Source organism: Streptomyces sp. NPDC007346 (genome assembly GCF_040703535.1).
GTDB lineage: Bacteria > Actinomycetota > Actinomycetes > Streptomycetales > Streptomycetaceae > Streptomyces.
In genome coordinates, this window is the sequence record NZ_JBEYKR010000004.1 from 1 (window position 1) to 19089 (window position 19089).

Sequence of the window (19089 nt, forward strand, 5' to 3'; positions counted from 1 at the left end):
CGGCGAGGTCGGCCCGTACTCGCAGCAGCAGTGGTACACCCGCGACAGCTCGGTCGGCGGCTGGACCAACGGCGTCTGGAACATGACGTTCTCGTCCGGGGCCTTCTGCGTGGGCCCCGGGGGCCTCCGGGGCCCACGGGAGCGAAAAGGGGTACCCCCGGTCGAACGGTCCGAAAGTGTGTGCGCCATAATTGCTTGTGAATGTGAACGCGTTCACAAGCGTGCCCCGTTTGGCCCACGATCAGTGGGATTAAAGGGGCAGAGTGCCCGGTGGCCACGGCGACGTGGTGTCACCACGGCGACGTAAGGAGAAAGACGACGTGGACCTCGCTCTGGCGCCGGAGACCCTGGCGCGATGGCAGTTCGGCATCACCACCGTCTACCACTTCCTCTTCGTTCCGCTGACGATCTCGCTCGCCGCGCTCACCGCCGGCCTGCAGACCGCCTGGGTGCGGACGAACAACGAGAAGTACCTCAGGGCCACCAAGTTCTGGGGCAAGCTGTTCCTGATCAACATCGCCATGGGCGTGGTCACGGGCATCGTCCAGGAGTTCCAGTTCGGCATGAACTGGTCGGACTACTCGCGCTTCGTCGGTGACATCTTCGGCGCTCCGCTCGCCTTCGAGGCGCTGATCGCCTTCTTCTTCGAGTCCACCTTCATCGGACTGTGGATCTTCGGCTGGGACCGGCTGCCGAAGAAGATCCACCTCGCCTGCATGTGGATGGTCTCGCTCGGCACGATCCTCTCCGCCTACTTCATCCTGGCCGCCAACTCCTGGATGCAGCACCCGGTCGGCTACCGCATCAACGAGGAGCGCGGCCGCGCCGAGCTCACCGACTTCTGGCAGGTGCTCACCCAGGACACCGCGATCACCCAGTTCTTCCACACCATCACGGCGGCCTTCCTGGTCGGCGGGGCCTTCATGGTCGGCATCGCCGCCTTCCACCTCGCGCGCAAGAAGCACATCCCGGTGATGCGGACCTCTCTGCGCCTGGGACTGATCACGGTGGTGATCGCCGGAATGCTCACCGCCGTCAGCGGCGACAGCCTGGCCAAGGTCATGTTCCGCCAGCAGCCGATGAAGATGGCCGCCGCCGAGGCCCTGTGGGACGGCGAGGACGGCGCACCGTTCTCGATCTTCGCGTACGGCGACGTCAGCAAGGGCCACAACTCCGTCGAGATCTCGCTCCCCGGTGTGCTCTCCTTCCTCGCCAACAACGACCCGAACTCGCACGTCCCCGGCATCAACGACATCAACAAGACGCTGGAGGAGAAGTACGGCCCCGGCGACTACCGGCCCAACATCCCGGTCGCCTTCTGGAGCTTCCGCTGGATGATCGGCTTCGGGATGGCCTCCTTCGGCCTCGGCCTCCTGGGGCTCTGGCTGACCCGGAGGAAGTTCCTGCTGCCACCGGCGCTGCGGACCGGTGAGGACGAGGTCCCCAACCTGGTCCTCTTCCGGAACAAGGCGCTCAGCCCGAAGTTCACCAAGCTCTACTGGCTCACCGCGCTCTGGACCCTGCTCTTCCCGCTCATCGCCAACTCCTGGGGCTGGATCTTCACCGAGATGGGCCGCCAGCCGTGGGTGGTCTACGGGGTGCTCCAGACCCGCGACGGGGTCTCCCCCGGCGTATCGCAGGGCGAGATCCTCACCTCGATGATCCTCTTCACCCTCATCTACGCCGTGCTCGCGGTCATCGAGGTCAAGCTGCTCGTGAAGTACATCAAGGCCGGGCCGCCGGAGCTCACCGAGTCCGACCTCAACCCGCCCACCCGGATCAACGGCCACGACGACGAAGACGCCGACCGGCCCATGGCCTTCTCGTACTGAGAGCACAGGAGCTGAGAGATGGAACTCCACGACGTCTGGTTCGTGCTCATAGCCGTCCTCTGGATCGGCTACTTCTTCCTGGAGGGATTCGACTTCGGCATCGGGGTCCTCACCAAGCTGCTCGCCCGGGACCGCAAGGAGCGGCGAGTCCTCATCAACACGATCGGACCCGTCTGGGACGGCAACGAGGTCTGGCTGCTCACCGCGGGCGGCGCCACCTTCGCGGCCTTCCCCGAGTGGTACGCCACGCTGTTCTCCGGGTTCTACCTGCCGCTGCTGATCATCCTGCTCTGCCTGATCCTGCGTGGGGTGGCCTTCGAGTACCGCGCCAAGCGGAACGGGGAGCGGTGGCAGACCAACTGGGAGACCACCATCTTCTGGACCTCGCTGATCCCCGCGCTGCTCTGGGGTGTGGCGTTCGGGAACATCGTGCGGGGCGTGAAGATCGACGCCGACATGGAGTACGTCGGCACCTTCTTCGACCTGCTGAACCCGTACGCGATCCTCGGCGGACTCGTCACGCTCTCCCTCTTCACCTTCCACGGTGCGGTGTTCGCCGCGCTCAAGACGGCCGGGGACATCCGGGTGCGGGCGCGCTCGCTGGCGCTGAAGCTCGGCCTGGTGACGGCGGTGCTCGCGCTGGGTTTCCTGCTCTGGACCCAGGCCGTCGACGGCGGCCGGTGGAGCCTCGTGGCGCTGATCGTGGCGGTGGCGGCCCTGGTGGCGGCGATCGGTGCCATCGCCAAGGGGCGCGAGGGCTGGTCGTTCGCGTTCTCGGGGCTGACGATCGTGGCGGCGGTGGGGATGCTCTTCCTGACGCTCTTCCCGAACGTCATGCCATCCTCGCTGAACGAGGCATGGAACCTCACGGTCACCAATGCCTCGTCCACGCCGTACACGCTGAAGATCATGACCTGGTGCGCGGGCATCGCCACGCCCATGGTGCTGCTGTACCAGAGCTGGACGTACTGGGTGTTCCGCAAGCGGATCGGCACCCAGCACATCGCGGACGCGCACTGATCCGCACCGGCCCCGACGGGCCGTGTTTCACGTGAAACACGGCCCGGCCCACCTCGCTGATCCCGCTGGGGGATGTTTCACGTGAAACCGATCGACCCGCGTCTGCTGCGGTACGCCCGTGCCACCCGCTTCTTCCTGGCGGCCGTGGTGGCCCTCGGTCTGGTCGGCGCCGCGCTGGTGATCGCCCAGGCGATGCTCATCGCCGAGATCGTGGTGGGCGGTTTCGAGGACGGGCTCACGGTCACCCAGCTCCGTACCCCGCTGCTCCTGCTCGTGGGGGTCGCCCTCGGGCGCGCCCTGGTCGCCTGGCTCACCGAACTGGCGGCCCACCGGGCGAGCGCGGCGGTCAAGTCCGAACTGCGCGGCCGGCTCCTGGAGCGGGCCGCGCTTCTGGGCCCCGGCTGGCTGAGCGGGCAGCGCACCGGCTCCCTGGTGGCGCTGGCGACACGCGGGGTCGACGCGCTCGACGACTACTTCGCGCGCTATCTGCCGCAGCTCGGGCTCGCGGTCGTCGTGCCGGTGGCCGTGCTGGCCCGGATCGTCACCGAGGACTGGGTCTCGGCGGCGATCATCGTGGTCACGCTGCCCCTCATCCCCCTCTTCATGATCCTGATCGGCTGGGCCACCCAGTCCCGGATGGACCGGCAGTGGCAGCTGCTGTCCCGGCTCTCCGGCCACTTCCTGGACGTCGTCGCCGGGCTGCCGACGCTCAAGGTCTTCGGCCGCGCCAAGGCTCAGGCCGAGTCGATCCGCACCATCACCACGCAGTACCGCCGGGCCACCCTGCGCACCCTGCGGATCGCCTTCCTCTCCTCGTTCGCCCTGGAGCTGCTCGCGACCCTGTCGGTCGCGCTCGTCGCCGTCACCATCGGGATGCGGCTCGTGCACGGGGAGCTCGACCTCTACACCGGGCTGGTGGTCCTGATCCTGGCGCCGGAGGCCTATCTGCCGATCCGGCAGGTCGGGGCGCAGTACCACGCGGCGGCGGAGGGGCTCTCGGCCGCCGAGGAGATCTTCGCGGTCCTGGAGACCGAGCCCCGAGCCGCGGGCACCGAGGAGGTCCCGGACTCCACGCGCCTGGAGCTGGCGGAGGTGACCGTACGCCACGAGGGCCGCACCGATCCGTCGCTGGACGCCGCCTCCCTCACCGTCGAGCCGGGGGAGACCGTCGCCCTGGTCGGGCCGAGCGGCGTCGGCAAGTCCACTCTGCTGAACGTGGTCCTGGGGTTCGCCGTACCCGACGAGGGACACGTCCGGGTCGGCGGCCGGGACCTCGCGGATCTGGACCTGGAGCGCTGGCGAAGCCGGATCGCCTGGGTCCCCCAGCGCCCGCACCTCTTCGCGGGCACGATCGCGGAGAACGTACGCCTCGCCCGGCCCGACGCCGACGACGAGGCGGTGGTGGCGGCGCTGCGGGACGCCGGGGCGTACGACTTCGTCGCCGAGCTGCCCGACGGGGAGCGGACCCGGCTGGGCGAGGACGGCGCCGGGCTCTCCGCGGGCCAGCGCCAGCGCCTCGCCCTGGCCCGCGCGTTCCTGGCCGACCGGCCGCTGCTGCTCCTGGACGAGCCGACCGCGAGCCTGGACGGGGAGACGGAGGCGGGGATCGTCGACGCCGTACGGAGGCTGGCGGCGGGGCGGACCGTGCTGCTGGTCGTCCACCGTCCGGCGCTGCTGGCGGTGGCGGACCGCGTGGTGACGCTGGAGCCGCAGGGAGCTGGTGCTCCTCAGCCCGCCGGTACCACCGCCGCGTCCGGCCTGCCCGTGCCGCAGGCTCTCGCGGGCGGTGAGCCGCTGGACGCGCGCCGCCCCGGAGACGTGCTGGAAGCCGCGGACCTGCTGGAGCCGGCGGACGTGCGCGGGTCCGAGGGCGGCCCGGAGGCCGACGCGGCCCCGGAGACCGGACTGCTGCGGGAGACCGCCGCCCGCTCCGGGCGGGTCCTCGCCCGGGTCCGTGAGGCGGCGGGCGCGCAGCGCGGGCAGCTGGCCCTGGCGCTGCTGCTGGGCAGTCTCGCCGTGGGGTCGGCCGTGGGGCTCATGGCCGTCTCCGGCTGGCTGATCTCCCGCGCCTCCGAACAGCCGCCGGTGCTCTACCTGATGATGGCCGTCACCGCGACGCGCGCCTTCGGTATCGGCCGGGCGGTGTTCCGGTACGCGGAGCGCCTCGTCTCCCACGACGCCGTGCTCAAGCTGCTCGCCGAACTCCGGGTGGCGGTGTACCGGGGCCTCGAACGCGTCGCACCCGCCGGTCTGCGCACGGTGCGCCGGGGCGACCTGCTCTCCCGGCTCGTCGCCGACGTGGACGCGCTCCAGGACTACTGGCTGCGCTGGCTGCTGCCCGCCGGGACCGCGCTCACGGTCTCCGTGGCCGCCGCCGGGTTCACCGGCTGGCTGCTGCCCGAGGCGGGTGTGATCCTGGCGGTCGGGCTGCTGGTCGCCGGGGTCGGCGTGCCGCTGGTCAGCGGTGCCTTCGCCCGCCGTACGGAACGTCAGCTGGCGCCCGCGCGCGCCGCCCTGGCCACCCGGGTCACCGATCTCCTCGGCGGTACGGCCGAGCTGACCGTCGCCGGGGCGCTCCCGGCCCGGCAGGCCCACATGCGGGCGGCCGACGGCCTGCTGACCCGGATCGCCTCCCGCGCGGCCACCGCGACGGCCCTGGGTGGCGGGCTCTCCGCCCTGGTCTGCGGGCTCACGGTGGTGGCGGCCGCGTTCGTCGCCGTCCCCGCCGTGAACGACGGCCGGCTGGCCGGGGTCGCGCTCGCGGTGGTGGTGCTCACCCCGCTCGCCGCCTTCGAGGCCGTCGCCGGAATGCCGCTCGCCGTCCAGTACCGCCAGCGGGTTCTGCGGAGTGCGGAGCGGGTGTACGAGGTGCTCGACGCCCCCGTACCCGTACGGGAGCCGGCGGCCCCGGCCGATGCGCCCGCCTCGCCGTTCCCGCTGGAGGTGCGGGGGCTGTCGGCCCGCTACCCGGGGGCCGAGCACGACGTACTGGAGTCGCTGGACCTGACCCTGGTGCCCGGCCGCCGCATCGCGGTCGTCGGCCCCTCCGGCTCGGGCAAGACGACCCTTGCCCAGGTCCTCCTCCGCTTCCTGGACGCGTCGTCGGGGACGTACAGCCTCGGCGGTGTGGAGGCGGCCGACCTGGACGGCGACACCGTACGGCGGTCCGTGGGCCTGTGCGCCCAGGACGCCCACGTCTTCGACAGCTCGATCCGCGAGAACCTGCGCCTCGCCCGTACCGGAGCCACCGACGCCGAGCTGGACGACGCCCTCTCCCGGGCCCGGCTGCTGGAGTGGGTCCGCTCCCTGCCCGAGGGGCTCGACACCCCGGTGGGCGAGCACGGCGCGCGGCTCTCCGGCGGGCAGCGCCAGCGCCTCGCCCTGGCCCGTGCGCTCCTGGCCGACTTCCCTGTCCTCGTCCTGGACGAGCCGGCCGAGCACCTGGACCTGGCGACCGCCGACGCGCTCACCGCCGACCTGCTGGCGGCGACCGAAGGGCGGACGACCGTCCTGATCACCCACCGGCTGGCCGGGGTCGAGGCGGTCGACGAGGTGCTGGTGCTGGAGGCGGGCCGGGTGGCGCAACGGGGGCCGTACGCGGAGCTGGCCGCCGAGGAGGGGCCGCTGCGCCGGATGCTGGAGCGGGAGGCGGAGACGGTGGTGGCGGGGGCGTGAGTCCGTGGGTGCCCGGCTGAGGACCCAGGGACGGGAAAACTCGACTTTCCTCACCCATCGCCACTAACTAGTCTCAGGTCATGGCAGAGCCGGACCCGCAGGACCCACTCGATGCCGCCACCGAGGCCACCCGCAGCCTGCGGGGCCTGTCCGCCGAGCTCACCGCCCGGGTCCCGCAGCTGCTGGAAGCGATGCGTTCGGTCGGCACGGGGCTGGAGCTGCACTCCACCCTGAACCGCATCTGCGCGACTGCGGCGGAGCTCGCCCACGCCCGGTACGCCGCCATCGGCGTCGTCGACGAGGCGGGCGCGGGGCTCTCCGACTTCGTCACCCACGGAGTCCCGGAGGAGGTCGCACGGGCGATCGGGCGCAGACCCGACGGCCACCGGGGCCTGCTGGGCGCGCTGATCCGCGACCCCGAACCCGTACGGCTGGCCGATCTGACCGACGATCCGCGCTCGGCCGGCTTCCCGCCGGGCCACCCCCGGATGCGGACCTTCCTCGGTGTGCCGATCCGGGTCCAGGGAGAGGTCTTCGGCAACCTCTACCTGGCCGAGAAGCAGGACGGCGGCGAGTTCAGCGACTACGACCTGCACATGGTGCGGGTGCTCGCCACCGAGGCCGGGATCGCCATCGGCAACGCCCGGCTGTACGAGGCGGCGCGCCAGCGGGAGCGCTGGATCGACGGTTCGGTGGCGGTGACCACCGCCCTCCTCTCGGGCGGGGATGCCGACGACGCGCTCTCCGTGGTCGCCGAACAGGCCCGCCACCTCGCCGATTCGGCTGCCGGGATCGTGCTGCTGCCCACCGGGGACGGCGGACTGGAGATCGTCGCCGTCTCCGCCGACGACCCCTCGGACTCGCTGGGGGTGATCATCCCGGCCCGGAGCGCGGTGGTCGCGAGGCTGATGGCCGGGGAGGCGGTCTTCATCGACGACTCGGCCGCCGACGGCCGGATGGTCACCAGACTGGCCGGCCGGTTCGGGCCCAGCATGCTGCTGCCGCTGCGGAGCGGCGGCAGGGTGCTCGGCGCCCTGGCGACGCCCCGGGCGCGGGGCGCGCGTCCCTTCAGCCGGACCGAGCGGACGCTCGCCACCCAGTTCGCCTCGCAGGCCGCCCTCGCGCTGATGATGGCCGAGGCGCAGCGGGACCGGGAGCGGCTGGCCGTCTACGAGGACCGCGACCGGATCGCCCGCGACCTCCACGACCTCGTCATCCAGCGCCTCTTCGCCACCGGGATGATGCTGGAGAGCGCCCAGCGCAGGTCGGTGGTGCCCGAGGTACGGACCGGGGTGGGCCGGGCGGTCGACGAGCTGGACGTGACCATCCAGGAGATCCGTACGGCCATCTTCGCGCTCCAGCAGGAGCCGGCCGAGGCCCCTTCCGGGCTCCGCACCCGCGTCCTGCGGGAGATCAACATGGCGGCGGTCCCGCTCGGTTTCAAGCCCTCGCACCGCTTCCTGGGCGCCGTCGACTCGCTCGTCGGCGAGCTGACCGGCAAGAACCTCGTCGCCGCGCTGCGCGAGGCCCTGTCCAACGCCTTCCGGCACGCCGAGGCATCGGTGATCGACGTGGTCGTGGACGCCACGGCGACCCTGCCGGACGGCCGGGCCGCGGTGCGCCTGTCGGTGGCCGACGACGGGGTGGGCATCCCGGAGGGCGGGCGCCGCAGCGGCCTGCGCAACCTGGCGCGCCGGGCCGAGTCGCTGGGCGGGGCGAGCTGGTTCGGCCCGGGGATCGGAGAAGGCGGGGGCGGTACGACGGTGGTGTGGGAGGCGCCGCTGTGACCGGCGGGTCGAGCGGCCGGGGCGTGCGGTCGCCGGGTGGCGTTGCGAGCCGGTGATTCGGTGGGGGATCAGCGGGCGGCGAGGATCCGCTCGATGACCACGGCCACCCCGTCCTCCTCGTTGGTGAGGGTCTGCCCCGAGGCGGCGGCCAGTGCGGCGGGGTGGGCGTTGCCCATCGCGTACGAGGCACCGGCCCAGCCGAGCATCTCGACGTCGTTGGGCATGTCCCCGAAGGCGACCACGTCGGCGGCGGAGATGCCGCGCTCGGCGCAGCAGGCGGCGAGCGTGCTGGCCTTGGAGACCCCGAGCCCGCTGACCTCCAGGAGCGCGGAGGGGCTGGACCGGGTGATGGAGGCCCGTTCCCCGGCCGCCGTACGGGCCAGGGCGAGGAAGGCGTCCGGGGGCATCTCGGTGTGGTGGGCGAGGAGCTTGAGCACGGGAGCACCGTCGCCCGGCACGTCCTCGTGGAGCAGCTTCTCCGCGATGGCGACCGTGGCGCCGGGGTCCAGGTGGAAGGGCGGGTAGGACGGCTCGTAGTTGATGCCGGTGGTCATCTCGACGGCGAAGGAGGTACCGGGGGCGACGTCGCGCAGGGTGCGCACGACGTCCAGGGCGGCCTCGCGCTCCAGCGCCCGTACGGTGAGCAACTCGCGGTCCGCCCGCAGATCGGTGACCACGGCGCCGTTCGCGCAGATCGCCAGCCCGTGACCCTGCACATGGTCGCTGACGACGCCCATCCAGCGGGCCGGCCTGCCGGTGACGAAGAAGACCTCGATCCCGGCCTCCTCGGCCGCGGCGAGCGCGGCGACGGTGCGCGCGGAGAGCGTCTTGTCGTCGCGCAGCAGGGTGCCGTCTAGGTCGGTCGCGATCAGCCGGGTCACGGCAGGCAGAGGCGCATCGGTAGCTGGGGTCACCTGGCCATTCTCGCCCACCCAGCTGCACGTGCGTGCGGAGGGGCGCACATTTGAGTGGGCGCGCCTCTGATCTGCAACCATGCCTATGGCATATGCCAGCAGGTTCCGGACGGAGGCGGCGAGCCCGTCGGCACCTTGCGGGAAGCCGGGCGGGATGGGAGAGATCCGGGCCGGAACGTGTCCTGTTCGACAACTGCCGCGGTGACGCCGCGGGGTCGATGCGCCACCTGCTCGGCCTCTCGTAGGGTCGCCCTCATGCGACTGAGCACTGTGATCCTGCCGATCGACCGCTGGCACGACGGCGGCCGAGACATGTGGCGCCGAGCCGAGGAACTCGGCTTCCACACCGCCTACACCTACGACCACCTGTCCTGGCGGAGCTTCCGCGACCGGACGTGGTTCGGCGCGATCCCCACGCTCACCGCCGCCGCGACGGCCACGCAGCGGCTGCGCCTGGGAACGCTGGTCACCTCGCCGAACTTCCGCCACCCCGTGACCCTGGCCAAGGAGCTGATCTCCCTGGACGACATCTCCGGCGGCCGGATCACCCTCGGCATCGGCGCCGGCGGCAGCGGGTTCGACGCCACCGCGCTGGGGCAGGAGGCCTGGACCCCGCATGAGCGCGCCGACCGCTTCGGAGAGTTCGTCCCGCTCCTGGACCGGCTGCTCACCGAGGACGCGGTGACCTGGCAGGGGACGCACTACTCCGCCGTGGAGGCCCGCAACATCCCGGGCTGCGTCCAGCGGCCCCGGCTGCCCTTCGCGGTCGCCGCGACCGGCCCGCGCGGGCTGAAGCTGGCCGCCCGGTACGGGCAGGCGTGGGTCACCACCGGCGACCCGAAGCTGTACGAGACCGGCACCCCCGAGCAGTCGGTGGAAGCCCTCCGGGGACAGAGCCGGAGGCTCGCCGCCGCCTGCGCGGAGATCGGCCGGGACGCGACCGAGCTGGACCGGATCCTGCTCACCGGGTTCACGCCCGACCGCAACGCCCCCATGGAGTCGGTGGACGCCTTCGTCGACTTCGCGGGCCGCCACGCGGAGCTCGGGTTCACCGAGATCGCCGTCCACGCCCCGATCCCGGGCTCCGACTTCGACATCGATCCGGCCGTCTACGAGCGCATCGCGACGGAGGTACCCGCCCAGCTGGCCTGACGGCCAGGGGGTTCACCCGCGCAGCAGCAGGAACTGAGGGGGTACGGCCTCGGCGAGCCAGACCCCGTTGGCGCTGACCCGGAAGACGTGGCCGGCGCGGTGCATGGCGCCCGCGTCCACGGTGAGCACCAGGGGGCGGCCGCGCCGGGCGCCGACCCGGGTGGCCGTCTCGCGGTCGGGGGAGAGGTGGACGTGGTGGCGGGCCATGGGGCGCAGGCCCTCGGCCCGGATCGCGTCCAGCACCCGGGCCACCGTGCCGTGGTAGAGGTACGCCGGCGGCTGCGCGGGCGGCAGGTCCAGGTCGACGGTGACGGTGTGGCCCTGGTTGGCGCGGATGCGGTCGCCGTCCACCGTGAAGCGGCGCTTGTCGTTGACGGTGACGACGTGGTCGAGCTCGGCGCGGGTGATGGCGAAGCCGTGCCGGGCCGCCGCGCTCAGCAGTGTCTCGATGTCCACCCAGCCGTTGTCGTCGAGCGCGATGCCGATGTGCTCCGGCTGGTGCCGCAGATGCTTCGAGAGGTACTTGGACACCTTGACAGTGCGACGTTCGTCCATCCCGCCAGCGTGCCCGTGGGCGGTTCATCGGCGCATCCGGATTTCTTACAGGATTCCTTTCAGCTTTTTCCGTACCGATGTTTGATCCACAGCCAACTCGGCTTATCCACAGGAGATTTGACAGCTCTGTGGACAACTGGCGGGTGATTTAACCGCTTTCATCAACCTTGCTGTGGTTTGCGTGCGATGACGCGAGTGCGTCCAACGTGCGTGCCTGCACCTCGCGTTCGGCGGCGGCGGCGACGAAGGCCGCCACCTGGTCCGCGCCGACCAGCTCCTGCACGGCCTGCGTTGTACGTGCGGGAAGCAGGACCGGGCGGGTCTCGCTCCCCTCGATGACGCTCTGCCGCGAGCCGAGGTGGTGGTTCAGGTGACGGGTGGCGAACGTCCGCATCGCGCGTGCCAGTTCGGCGTCGACCGTCTGCTGCGCGAGCGGCCGCAGGCGGCGGACCATCGATGCCGCCTCGGCCGCGTCGGAGTCGGTGGGCGGCCGGTGGCCGAGATAGCGGGCGAAGACGTGCTCGGTGGTGAACTCCAGGAAACGGGAGGCTATGTGCTCGACCTGGCCGCGCAGTTCCTTGAGGTGGCCGGAGATGGCGAGCAGCGGAACGCCCGCCGCGTACAACTCGACGGCCACCGCCAGCTCTTGCGGGCTCGGTACGAGGAACTCGTCGGCCCGGCCCGGGACGCGCTCCAGCACCCCGAGCGCCACCGCCTCCTCGATCGCCTCGTCGTCCTGCGAGCCGCCGAACCTCTCGTCCAGCTCCTCGCGGGTGATCCGGTCGGCCTCCTCGTCGGTCCAGGGGCCGTGCACCTCGGCGACCAGGCCGAGCACCCCGCCCAGTCCCCGCCCCGCGTCCCACGCCTCCAGCAGCTCCTTGATGCTGGCCAGGGTGTAGCCGCGCTCCAGCAGGTCCGCGATCCGGAGCAGCCGGGCCAGGTGCGCCTGGCCGTACACATTGGCCCGCCCGCGCCGCTCGGGCGTCGGCAGCAGCCCCCGGTCCTGGTACGCCCGGATCGTGCGCACCGTGGCCCCGCTGGCATGGGCCAGGTCCTCGATCCGGTACTCGGCGCCGCCGCCCCGGCCCTCCGCCGGCACGGGCCCCGGCCCGGAGCGCGCGCCGGCCGCACGTCCGTCCGGCGGTGCCGCCTCGCGCCTGCTCACAGCGGCGACTTCAGCCGGGCGACGCCCCGCAGCACCCCGGGACTGAGCCGGGAGAGCAGCCGCGCGCCGCGCGCCTCCGGAGTCACCGGAACCACGGCGCGGTTGCGCACGACCGCGTCCAGGATCGCGTCGGCGACCTTCTCCGGCGGGTAGTTGCGCCGCCCGTAGAGCTGGGTGGCCCGCTTCCGCAGCCGCTGCTCCTCCGCCGCGTCGGCCCCGGCGAACCGGGCGGTGGCGGTGATGTTGGTGTTGACGATGCCGGGGCATATGGCGCTGACCCCGATCGACTTCTCCGCCAGCTCGGCCCGCAGGCATTCGCTCAGCATCAGCACGGCGGCCTTCGAGGTGCTGTACGCGGGCAGGGCGCGGGAGGGCTGGTAGGCCGCGGCCGACGCGGTGTTGACGATATGGCCGCCCTGGCCCCGGTCGGCCATCTGCTTGCCGAAGATCCGGCAGCCGTGGATGACGCCCCAGAGATTGACGTCGAGGACGCTCTTCCACTCCTCGCTCGTGGTCTCCAGGAAGGGACCGGACAGCCCGATCCCGGCGTTGTTGACCAGGACGTCGACGATGCCGCACTCGGTGGCGACCTTCTCGGCGAGCTTCTCCATCGCCGCCTCGTCACCGACGTCGACCGCCTCGCCCCAGGCGGCCGGAGCCCCGATCAGCCGGGCCAGCTCCGCCGTCCTGGCCACCCCCTCCGCATCGCGGTCCACGGCCACCACGCGGGCGCCGGCCTCGGCGAACGCGAAGGCCGTGGCCCGGCCGATCCCGGAGGCCGCTCCCGTCACCAGGACCAGCCGGCCGCCGAACCGCTCCGCGTACCGCCCCTTCGCCACCGGCTGCCGGACCGGCGGTGCCGCCCGGCCGTCGGCCTCGTTGGCGGCGGCGAACTCGCCGATCCACGCCGCCAGTTGGTCGGGCCGGGTGCGCGGCACCCAGTGCTTGGCCGGAAGCGACCGGCGCACCAGCCGGGGGACCCACTGCTCCAGGTCGTCGTAGAGCCGCTCGGAGAGGAAGGAGTCGCCGGTCGGCGTGATGAGCTGGACCGGCGCGTGGGCGTAGGCGTCCGCCCGCGGTCTGCCCAGCCGGGCGCGGACGTTGTCCCGGTAGAGCCAGGCCCCGTGCGCCGCGTCGTCGGGCAGGGAGGCGGTCGGGTACTCGCCCGCGGGCACCTTCTCCAACCGCTGGAGGATACCTGGCCACCGCTTGCCGAGGGGCCCGCGCCAGGCCAGCTCCGGCAGCACCGGCGTATGGAGCATGTACACATACCAGGACTTGGCGCCCTGGCCGAGGAGCTGACCGACCCGGCGCGGGGTGGGCCGGGCCATCCGCTGCTTGATCCAGTGCCCGAAGTGGTCCAGGGAGGGACCGGACATCGAGGTGAACGAGGCGATCCTGCCCTCGGTCCGTCCGACCGTGACGAACTCCCAGGACTGCACGGACCCCCAGTCGTGCCCGACGACATGGACCGGCCGGTCCGGGCTGACGGCGTCGATCACCGCGAGGAAGTCGTCGGTCAGCTTCTCCAGGGTGAAGCCGCCGCGCAGGGGCTTGGGCGCCGTCGACCTGCCGTGGCCCCGGACGTCGTACAGCACGACGTGCCACTGCTCGGCCAGCCGCAGGGCGACCTCGGACCAGACCTCTTTGCTGTCCGGGTATCCGTGGACCAGCACCACCGTCGGCCGGTTACCGTCCCCCAGCTCGGCGACGCACAGCTCGATGCCGCCCGTACGCACCCGGCGCTCGCGCGCTCCCGGCAGATTCACGCCGCCACCTTCTCCTCGGCCCGGTGCCGCCCATGCGGCAGATCGTCGTCCGGCCGGAGAGCGCTCCGCTCGGGGATGAACGGCATGCCCGGCTCCAGCCGCCGTATCCGGGCCGCCTCGCGCTCGGTCACCCCCGGTCCGAGCCGACCGGCGACGGCCTCCGCGCAGGCGAGGTGCTGCACATGCCTGAACCCCCGTGGCTCCGGGGCGTTTTCGTCCTGCGCTGCCGAGACCATGCCACCGTCCGTTCCCTCGTCCGTTCCCTGACGTGTGCGGTACGTGCCCGTAACGTGACACTGATGAATGTGACAATGTCCAGCGGCTGCGTCAAGAGGTGTGCACGGCCTGTGGACAACTCCCGGCCCGGAGCGCTTCGGTGCCCCGGCCGGCGCGAAGGCCGGTGTGCGCGGCCTGTGGACGACCGCCGGGCCGGTGGTCCTCCCGCGGCCCCGGATGCCGGAACTCCTCCTTCGCGGGGTCCCCCTACGGGGCCGTACGCCTGGAGTCTGATGCCGATCCAGCCGTCAGGGCTGACGATCCCTGTGGTCCACGCCACTACCGTCGTATCCGTGACTGCCGTTATCGCGACCGAAGCCCTGAGCAAGCGGTTCCCCCGGGTGACCGCGCTCGACCGGCTCACGTTGGACATCGGACCAGGTGTGACCGGTCTGGTGGGTTCCAACGGAGCCGGCAAGTCCACGCTGATCAAGATCCTTCTTGGTCTCTCCCCCGCCACCGAAGGCCGGGCCGCGGTGCTCGGGCTGGACGTGGCGACCAGCGGCGCCGCCATCCGGGAGCGGGTGGGGTACATGCCGGAGCACGACTGCCTCCCGCCCGATGTGTCGGCCACCGAGTTTGTCGTGCACATGGCCCGCATGTCGGGGCTGCCGCCGACCGCGGCCCGTGAGCGCACCGCCGACACCCTGCGCCACGTCGGCCTCTACGAGGAGCGCTACCGCCCCATCGGCGGCTACTCGACCGGCATGAAGCAGCGGGTGAAGCTGGCCCAGGCCCTGGTCCACGACCCTCAGCTGGTCCTCCTCGACGAGCCGACCAACGGCCTGGACCCGGTCGGCCGGGACGAGATGCTCGGCCTGATCCGCCGCATCCACACCGACTTCGGCATCTCCGTCCTGGTGACCTCGCACCTCCTGGGCGAGCTGGAACGCACCTGCGACCACGTCGTCGTCATCGACGGCGGCGCCCTCCTGCGCTCCAGCTCCACCAGTGACTTCACCCAGACCACCACCACCCTCGCGGTCGAGGTGACCGACAGCGACACCCACCCCGACGGCACCGACGCCCTGCGCCGGACCCTCACGGAGGCCGGGGTCGCGCTGGTCGGCCAGGACGGCCTCGACGCGGAAGGGCTGCCGGGCGCGGGACACATCCTGCTGGTCGAGGCCACCGGCGAGGAGACGTACGACCTGGTCCGCGACAGCGTCGCCGGGCTCGGTCTCGGCCTCGTCCGCATGGAGCAGCGCCGCCACCACATCGCCGAGGTCTTCCGTACCGAACAGGGCGGGGCGCACACCACCGCCGTCCCGGCCCAGGCCGCCACCACGGGGGCCGCACAGCAGGCCGCCACGCCGGGGTCGTACCAGAAAGAAGGGGAGCGGTCGCGATGAGCACCGAGACCAAGGCCGCGGCCGGGCGCGACACCTCCCGGATCCACAACATCGGCTACCGCTCCTACGACGGCAGGCGGCTCGGCCGGGCCTACGCCCGCCGGTCGCTCTACTCGCAGACCCTGCGGGGCTCCTTCGGACTCGGCCGTTCCGCCAAGTCCAAGGTGCTGCCCATGCTGCTGTTCGGCGTGATGACACTGGTCGCCGCGATCCTGGTGGCCGTCTCCATGGCCGCGCCGGACGCCACCAAACTCGTCGTCAAGTACACCTCGTACGCGATCTATCTGCAGGCGGTCATCGGCCTCTTCATCGCCGCACAGGCCCCGCAGGCGGTCTCCAGGGACCTCCGTTTCAAGAGCGTCCCCCTGTACTTCTCACGGCCGATCGAACGCGCCGACTACGTGCTGGCGAAGCTCGCCGCCACGGCGTCCGCGCTCTTCATCCTCACCGGCGCGCCGCTGCTCATCCTCTATGTGGGCTCTCTGCTCGCGAAGTTCGACTTCGTCGACCAGACCAAGTGGTTCGGCCAGGGACTGGTGTCGGTGGCGCTGCTGTCCGTGCTCTTCGCCGGTCTGGGCCTGGTGATGGCGGCACTGACCCCGCGCCGGGGCTTCGGCGTCGCCGCGGTGATCGCGGTGCTCACCATCTCCTACGGTGCCGTCTCCACGGTCCAGGCCATCGCCTGGGAGACCGGGTCGCCCGGGGCCGTCGAGTGGCTCGGGCTCTTCTCCCCGATCACCCTGATCGACGGCGTACAGACCGCGTTCCTCGGCGCGACCTCCGCCTTCCCCGGAGGGGAAGGCCCGGGGGCCGGTGCCGGAGTGGTCTACCTGTTCGTTGTTCTCGCGCTCGTCGCCGGCTCGTACGCCGTCCTGATGCGCCGCTACCGGAGGGTCGGGCTGTGACCACCATCGAGATCGACCACACCTCGCGCTGGTTCGGCAATGTGGTCGCCGTCAACGACGTCTCCATGACGGTGGGCCCCGGCGTCACCGGACTGCTCGGCCCCAACGGCGCCGGGAAGTCCACGCTCATCAACATGATGGGCGGCTTCCTCGCCCCCTCGACGGGGAAGGTCACGCTCGACGGAGAGCCGATCTGGCGCAACGAGAGCGTCTACAAGGCGATCGGCATCGTCCCGGAGCGGGAGGGGATGTACGACTTCCTGACCGGCAAGGAGTTCGTCGTCGCCAACGCCGAACTCCACGGCCTGGGCGGAGCGGAGGCCCAGCGGGCGCTGGCCACGGTCCAGATGGAGTACGCGCAGGACCGCAAGATCTCCACGTACAGCAAGGGCATGCGCCAGCGCGTGAAGATGGCGTCCGCGCTGGTCCACGATCCCTCGGTGCTGCTGCTGGACGAGCCGTTCAACGGGATGGACCCGCGCCAGCGGATGCAGCTGATGGAGCTGCTGCGGCGGATGGGGGCCGAGGGCCGTACGGTCCTGTTCTCCTCCCACATCCTCGAAGAGGTCGAACAGCTGGCCTCGCACATCGAGGTGATCGTGGCGGGCCGGCACGCGGCCTCCGGCGACTTCCGGAAGATCCGCCGGCTGATGACGGACCGGCCGCACCGCTATCTGGTCCGCTCCAGCGACGACCGGGCGCTGGCGGCCGCGCTCATCGCCGACCCGTCGACGGCCGGTATCGAGGTCGACCTGACCGAGAAGGCCCTGCGCATCCAGGCCGTCGACTTCGGGCGCTTCACCGAACTGCTGCCGAAGGTGGCCCGTGAACAGGGCATCCGGCTGCTGACCGTCTCCCCGTCCGACGAGTCCCTCGAATCGGTCTTTTCCTACCTCGTAGCGGCCTGAGTAGTGGCCTGAAAGGAGCTGTGCACCGTCATGTACGACCCCACAGTCGCCCGGCTCACCTACCGGGCCCTGCTCGGCCGGCGCCGGGCCGCCATCCTGTTCGTCCTTCCCGCGCTGCTGCTGCTCCTCGCGGCGGCGGTCCGCATGTTCGCCGGGGCGGACGACCAGGTCGCCGCCAACGTCCTCGGCGGTTTCGCCATCGCCACGATGGTGCCGCTGATCGGCGTGATCGCCGGAACCGGGGCGATCGGCCCCGAGATCGACGACGGCTCGATCGTCTACCTGCTGGCCAAGCCGGTGAAGCGCCCCACGATCATCTGCACCAAGCTGATCGTCGCCATCGCGGTGACCATGGTCTTCTCCGCCCTGCCGACCCTGCTCGCGGGGCTGATCCTGAACGGCAACGGGCAGCAGATCGCGATCGCCTACACGATCGCGGCGCTGGTCGCCTCGATCGCGTACAGCGCGCTGTTCCTCCTCCTGGGCACCGTCAGCCGCCACGCGGTGGTCATCGGCCTGGTGTACGCGCTGGTCTGGGAGGCCCTCTTCGGCAGCCTGGTGCCGGGTGCGCGGACCCTCAGCGTCCAGCAGTGGTCCCTCGCCGTCGCCGAGAAGGTGGCCGGCCAGGGCATGGTCACCTCGGACGTGGGACTGCCGCTCGCGACGGTCCTGCTGGCCGCCGTCACCGTGGCCGCCACCTGGTACGCGGGCCAGAAGCTGCGCGCGCTGAAGCTGGCCGGGGAGGAGTGATCCCGGCCTGAGGTCCCGATGCTCTCTACGCGGCCCCCGCCTTCTTCAGGCGGGGGTTGTCGTATGACCGGGACAGATGCGTGCGTAACCGTACGTTTATCGGGTCGTTGGGCAGGGTGCGTGGAGGCAACTGGAATCCGTGGCGTCGTAGCGTTCGTGAAATCGGGGAGTGCCGGACCCGGGTGAGGCAGAGCCCACCGGTCCGGTCATCGAGTGAGTGGCAACCGTGAGCGTCCTCCACCCCTGCGGCCCGGGGTAGGGGCCGTCCCTTGTCATTCCCTCGTACGGAAGGCATGCCCATGCCCACGGAAGTCGCCCTGCTCGAATCGCGCGCGCTGCGCGTCGAGCAGATGGGGCGCGTCGACATCCTCGACAAGGTGAAGAGCCTTGTCATGCTCCCGGACGGAATTCACGTTCGCACAGAGGACGTGGCACGTTACTTCGAAGTATCCACAGAGGTCATCAAGAAGGTGACCCAGCGCCATCGGGAAGAGGTGACAGAGAACGGCCTCAAGCTTCTCCGAGGCTCTGAGCTGCGAGCCTTCCATAGGGACATGTTGTCCCTATGGGGCGGTGGGGAGGGGGAAAGTTATCCACAGGCAGCCACTCAGCTGACCCTCTACACCCGCCGAACCGTCCTCAACGTCGCCATGCTTCTTCGCGACAGCGACATCGCCCGATGCGTCCGTACGTACCTCCTCGACGCCGAGGAGTCGCTGCGGGCCCGGTACGACTCGCTCGACCTGAGGGTCACCCGGATCGAGAGCTGCCTCGCCGATGTCGGCAGTGCGCTCCAGGAGCTCGGGCCGGTGCTCTGCCGGATGTCGGAGCGGCTGGACAGCCTGGACCGGAAGGTGGAGGCGACGCAGCAGGTGGTCGGCGCGATGAGCGTGCGGCTGTCGGACCTGTCGCAGGACGTCGTACGGATGGACGCCCGGTTCGACGCGCGGATGGAGGCCTTCGCGCACCAGATGAAGGACCTGCGGCGCCGCTCCGGACGCCGCTGAGCCGGCACGGCTGACGGAAGAG

General features: G+C 71.4%; 14 protein-coding genes and 1 pseudogene. 10 read left to right on the forward strand and 5 right to left on the reverse strand.

Annotated features, from left to right (window positions below; all coding sequences use genetic code 11):
* Positions 1-320 precede the first annotated feature (320 nt).
* The 4 genes from AB0917_RS02115 (at position 321) to AB0917_RS02130 (ending at position 8314) form a co-directional block, all read left to right on the forward strand.
* Entirely contained in the window at positions 321-1832 is a 1512-nt protein-coding gene (locus tag AB0917_RS02115; RefSeq protein ID WP_366817522.1) for a cytochrome ubiquinol oxidase subunit I, read from the forward strand.
* Positions 1833-1850: 18 nt separating this feature from the next.
* The gene (gene cydB, locus AB0917_RS02120; protein ID WP_366817523.1) at positions 1851-2852 is read left to right on the forward strand and encodes a cytochrome d ubiquinol oxidase subunit II; all 1002 of its coding nucleotides are present in this window, start codon (positions 1851-1853) and stop codon (positions 2850-2852) included.
* A gap of 81 nt (positions 2853-2933) precedes the next feature.
* Complete coding sequence (gene cydD, locus AB0917_RS02125) at positions 2934-6527, forward strand: thiol reductant ABC exporter subunit CydD (protein ID WP_366817524.1); 3594 nt, start codon at positions 2934-2936, stop codon at positions 6525-6527.
* Positions 6528-6607: 80 nt separating this feature from the next.
* Complete coding sequence (locus tag AB0917_RS02130) at positions 6608-8314, forward strand: GAF domain-containing protein (RefSeq protein WP_366817525.1); 1707 nt, start codon at positions 6608-6610, stop codon at positions 8312-8314.
* A 68-nt stretch (positions 8315-8382) separates the two neighbouring features.
* Here AB0917_RS02130 and AB0917_RS02135 read toward each other — a convergent pair whose 3' ends face one another.
* Complete coding sequence (locus tag AB0917_RS02135; protein WP_366817526.1) at positions 8383-9228, reverse strand: Cof-type HAD-IIB family hydrolase; 846 nt, start codon at positions 9226-9228, stop codon at positions 8383-8385.
* Positions 9229-9483: 255 nt separating this feature from the next.
* Between AB0917_RS02135 and AB0917_RS02140 the strand changes: the two genes are divergently transcribed.
* The gene (locus tag AB0917_RS02140) at positions 9484-10380 is read left to right on the forward strand and encodes an LLM class flavin-dependent oxidoreductase (protein ID WP_366817527.1); all 897 of its coding nucleotides are present in this window, start codon (positions 9484-9486) and stop codon (positions 10378-10380) included.
* Between the two features lie 12 nt (positions 10381-10392).
* Here the strand turns inward: AB0917_RS02140 and AB0917_RS02145 are convergent, their stop codons facing one another.
* The 4 genes and pseudogenes from AB0917_RS02145 to AB0917_RS02160 all read right to left on the reverse strand — a co-directional run.
* Positions 10393-10935 (reverse strand): RNA 2'-phosphotransferase, encoded by a 543-nt coding sequence (locus AB0917_RS02145; RefSeq protein ID WP_366817528.1) that lies wholly within the window; start codon positions 10933-10935, stop codon positions 10393-10395.
* Positions 10936-11083: 148 nt separating this feature from the next.
* Positions 11084-12034 (reverse strand): MerR family transcriptional regulator, encoded by a 951-nt coding sequence (locus tag AB0917_RS02150; RefSeq protein WP_366817624.1) that lies wholly within the window; start codon positions 12032-12034, stop codon positions 11084-11086.
* A 62-nt stretch (positions 12035-12096) separates the two neighbouring features.
* Positions 12097-13869 (reverse strand): SDR family oxidoreductase, encoded by a 1773-nt coding sequence (locus AB0917_RS02155; protein WP_366817529.1) that lies wholly within the window; start codon positions 13867-13869, stop codon positions 12097-12099.
* Positions 13870-13964: 95 nt separating this feature from the next.
* Positions 13965-14105: pseudogene (locus AB0917_RS02160) on the reverse strand (Xaa-Pro aminopeptidase); the annotation flags it as partial.
* Between the two features lie 273 nt (positions 14106-14378).
* Here AB0917_RS02160 and AB0917_RS02165 point away from each other — a divergent pair.
* The 5 genes from AB0917_RS02165 (at position 14379) to AB0917_RS02185 (ending at position 19067) form a co-directional block, all read left to right on the forward strand.
* Positions 14379-15497, forward strand: coding sequence for an ABC transporter ATP-binding protein (locus AB0917_RS02165; RefSeq protein ID WP_366817530.1), 1119 nt, complete (start codon positions 14379-14381; stop codon positions 15495-15497).
* Positions 15494-16402 (forward strand): ABC transporter permease, encoded by a 909-nt coding sequence (locus AB0917_RS02170; protein ID WP_366817531.1) that lies wholly within the window; start codon positions 15494-15496, stop codon positions 16400-16402. Before AB0917_RS02165 ends, AB0917_RS02170 begins: the two co-directional genes overlap by 4 nt.
* Entirely contained in the window at positions 16399-17310 is a 912-nt protein-coding gene (locus tag AB0917_RS02175) for an ABC transporter ATP-binding protein (RefSeq protein WP_366817532.1), read from the forward strand. Before AB0917_RS02170 ends, AB0917_RS02175 begins: the two co-directional genes overlap by 4 nt.
* A gap of 30 nt (positions 17311-17340) precedes the next feature.
* A complete protein-coding gene (locus AB0917_RS02180; RefSeq protein WP_366817533.1) occupies positions 17341-18060 on the forward strand; it encodes an ABC transporter permease in 720 nt (239 codons plus the stop codon).
* A gap of 299 nt (positions 18061-18359) precedes the next feature.
* Positions 18360-19067: a hypothetical protein gene (locus AB0917_RS02185; protein WP_366817534.1), complete on the forward strand. Its 708-nt coding sequence runs from the start codon at positions 18360-18362 to the stop codon at positions 19065-19067.
* The last annotated feature ends 22 nt before the right edge of the window (positions 19068-19089 follow it).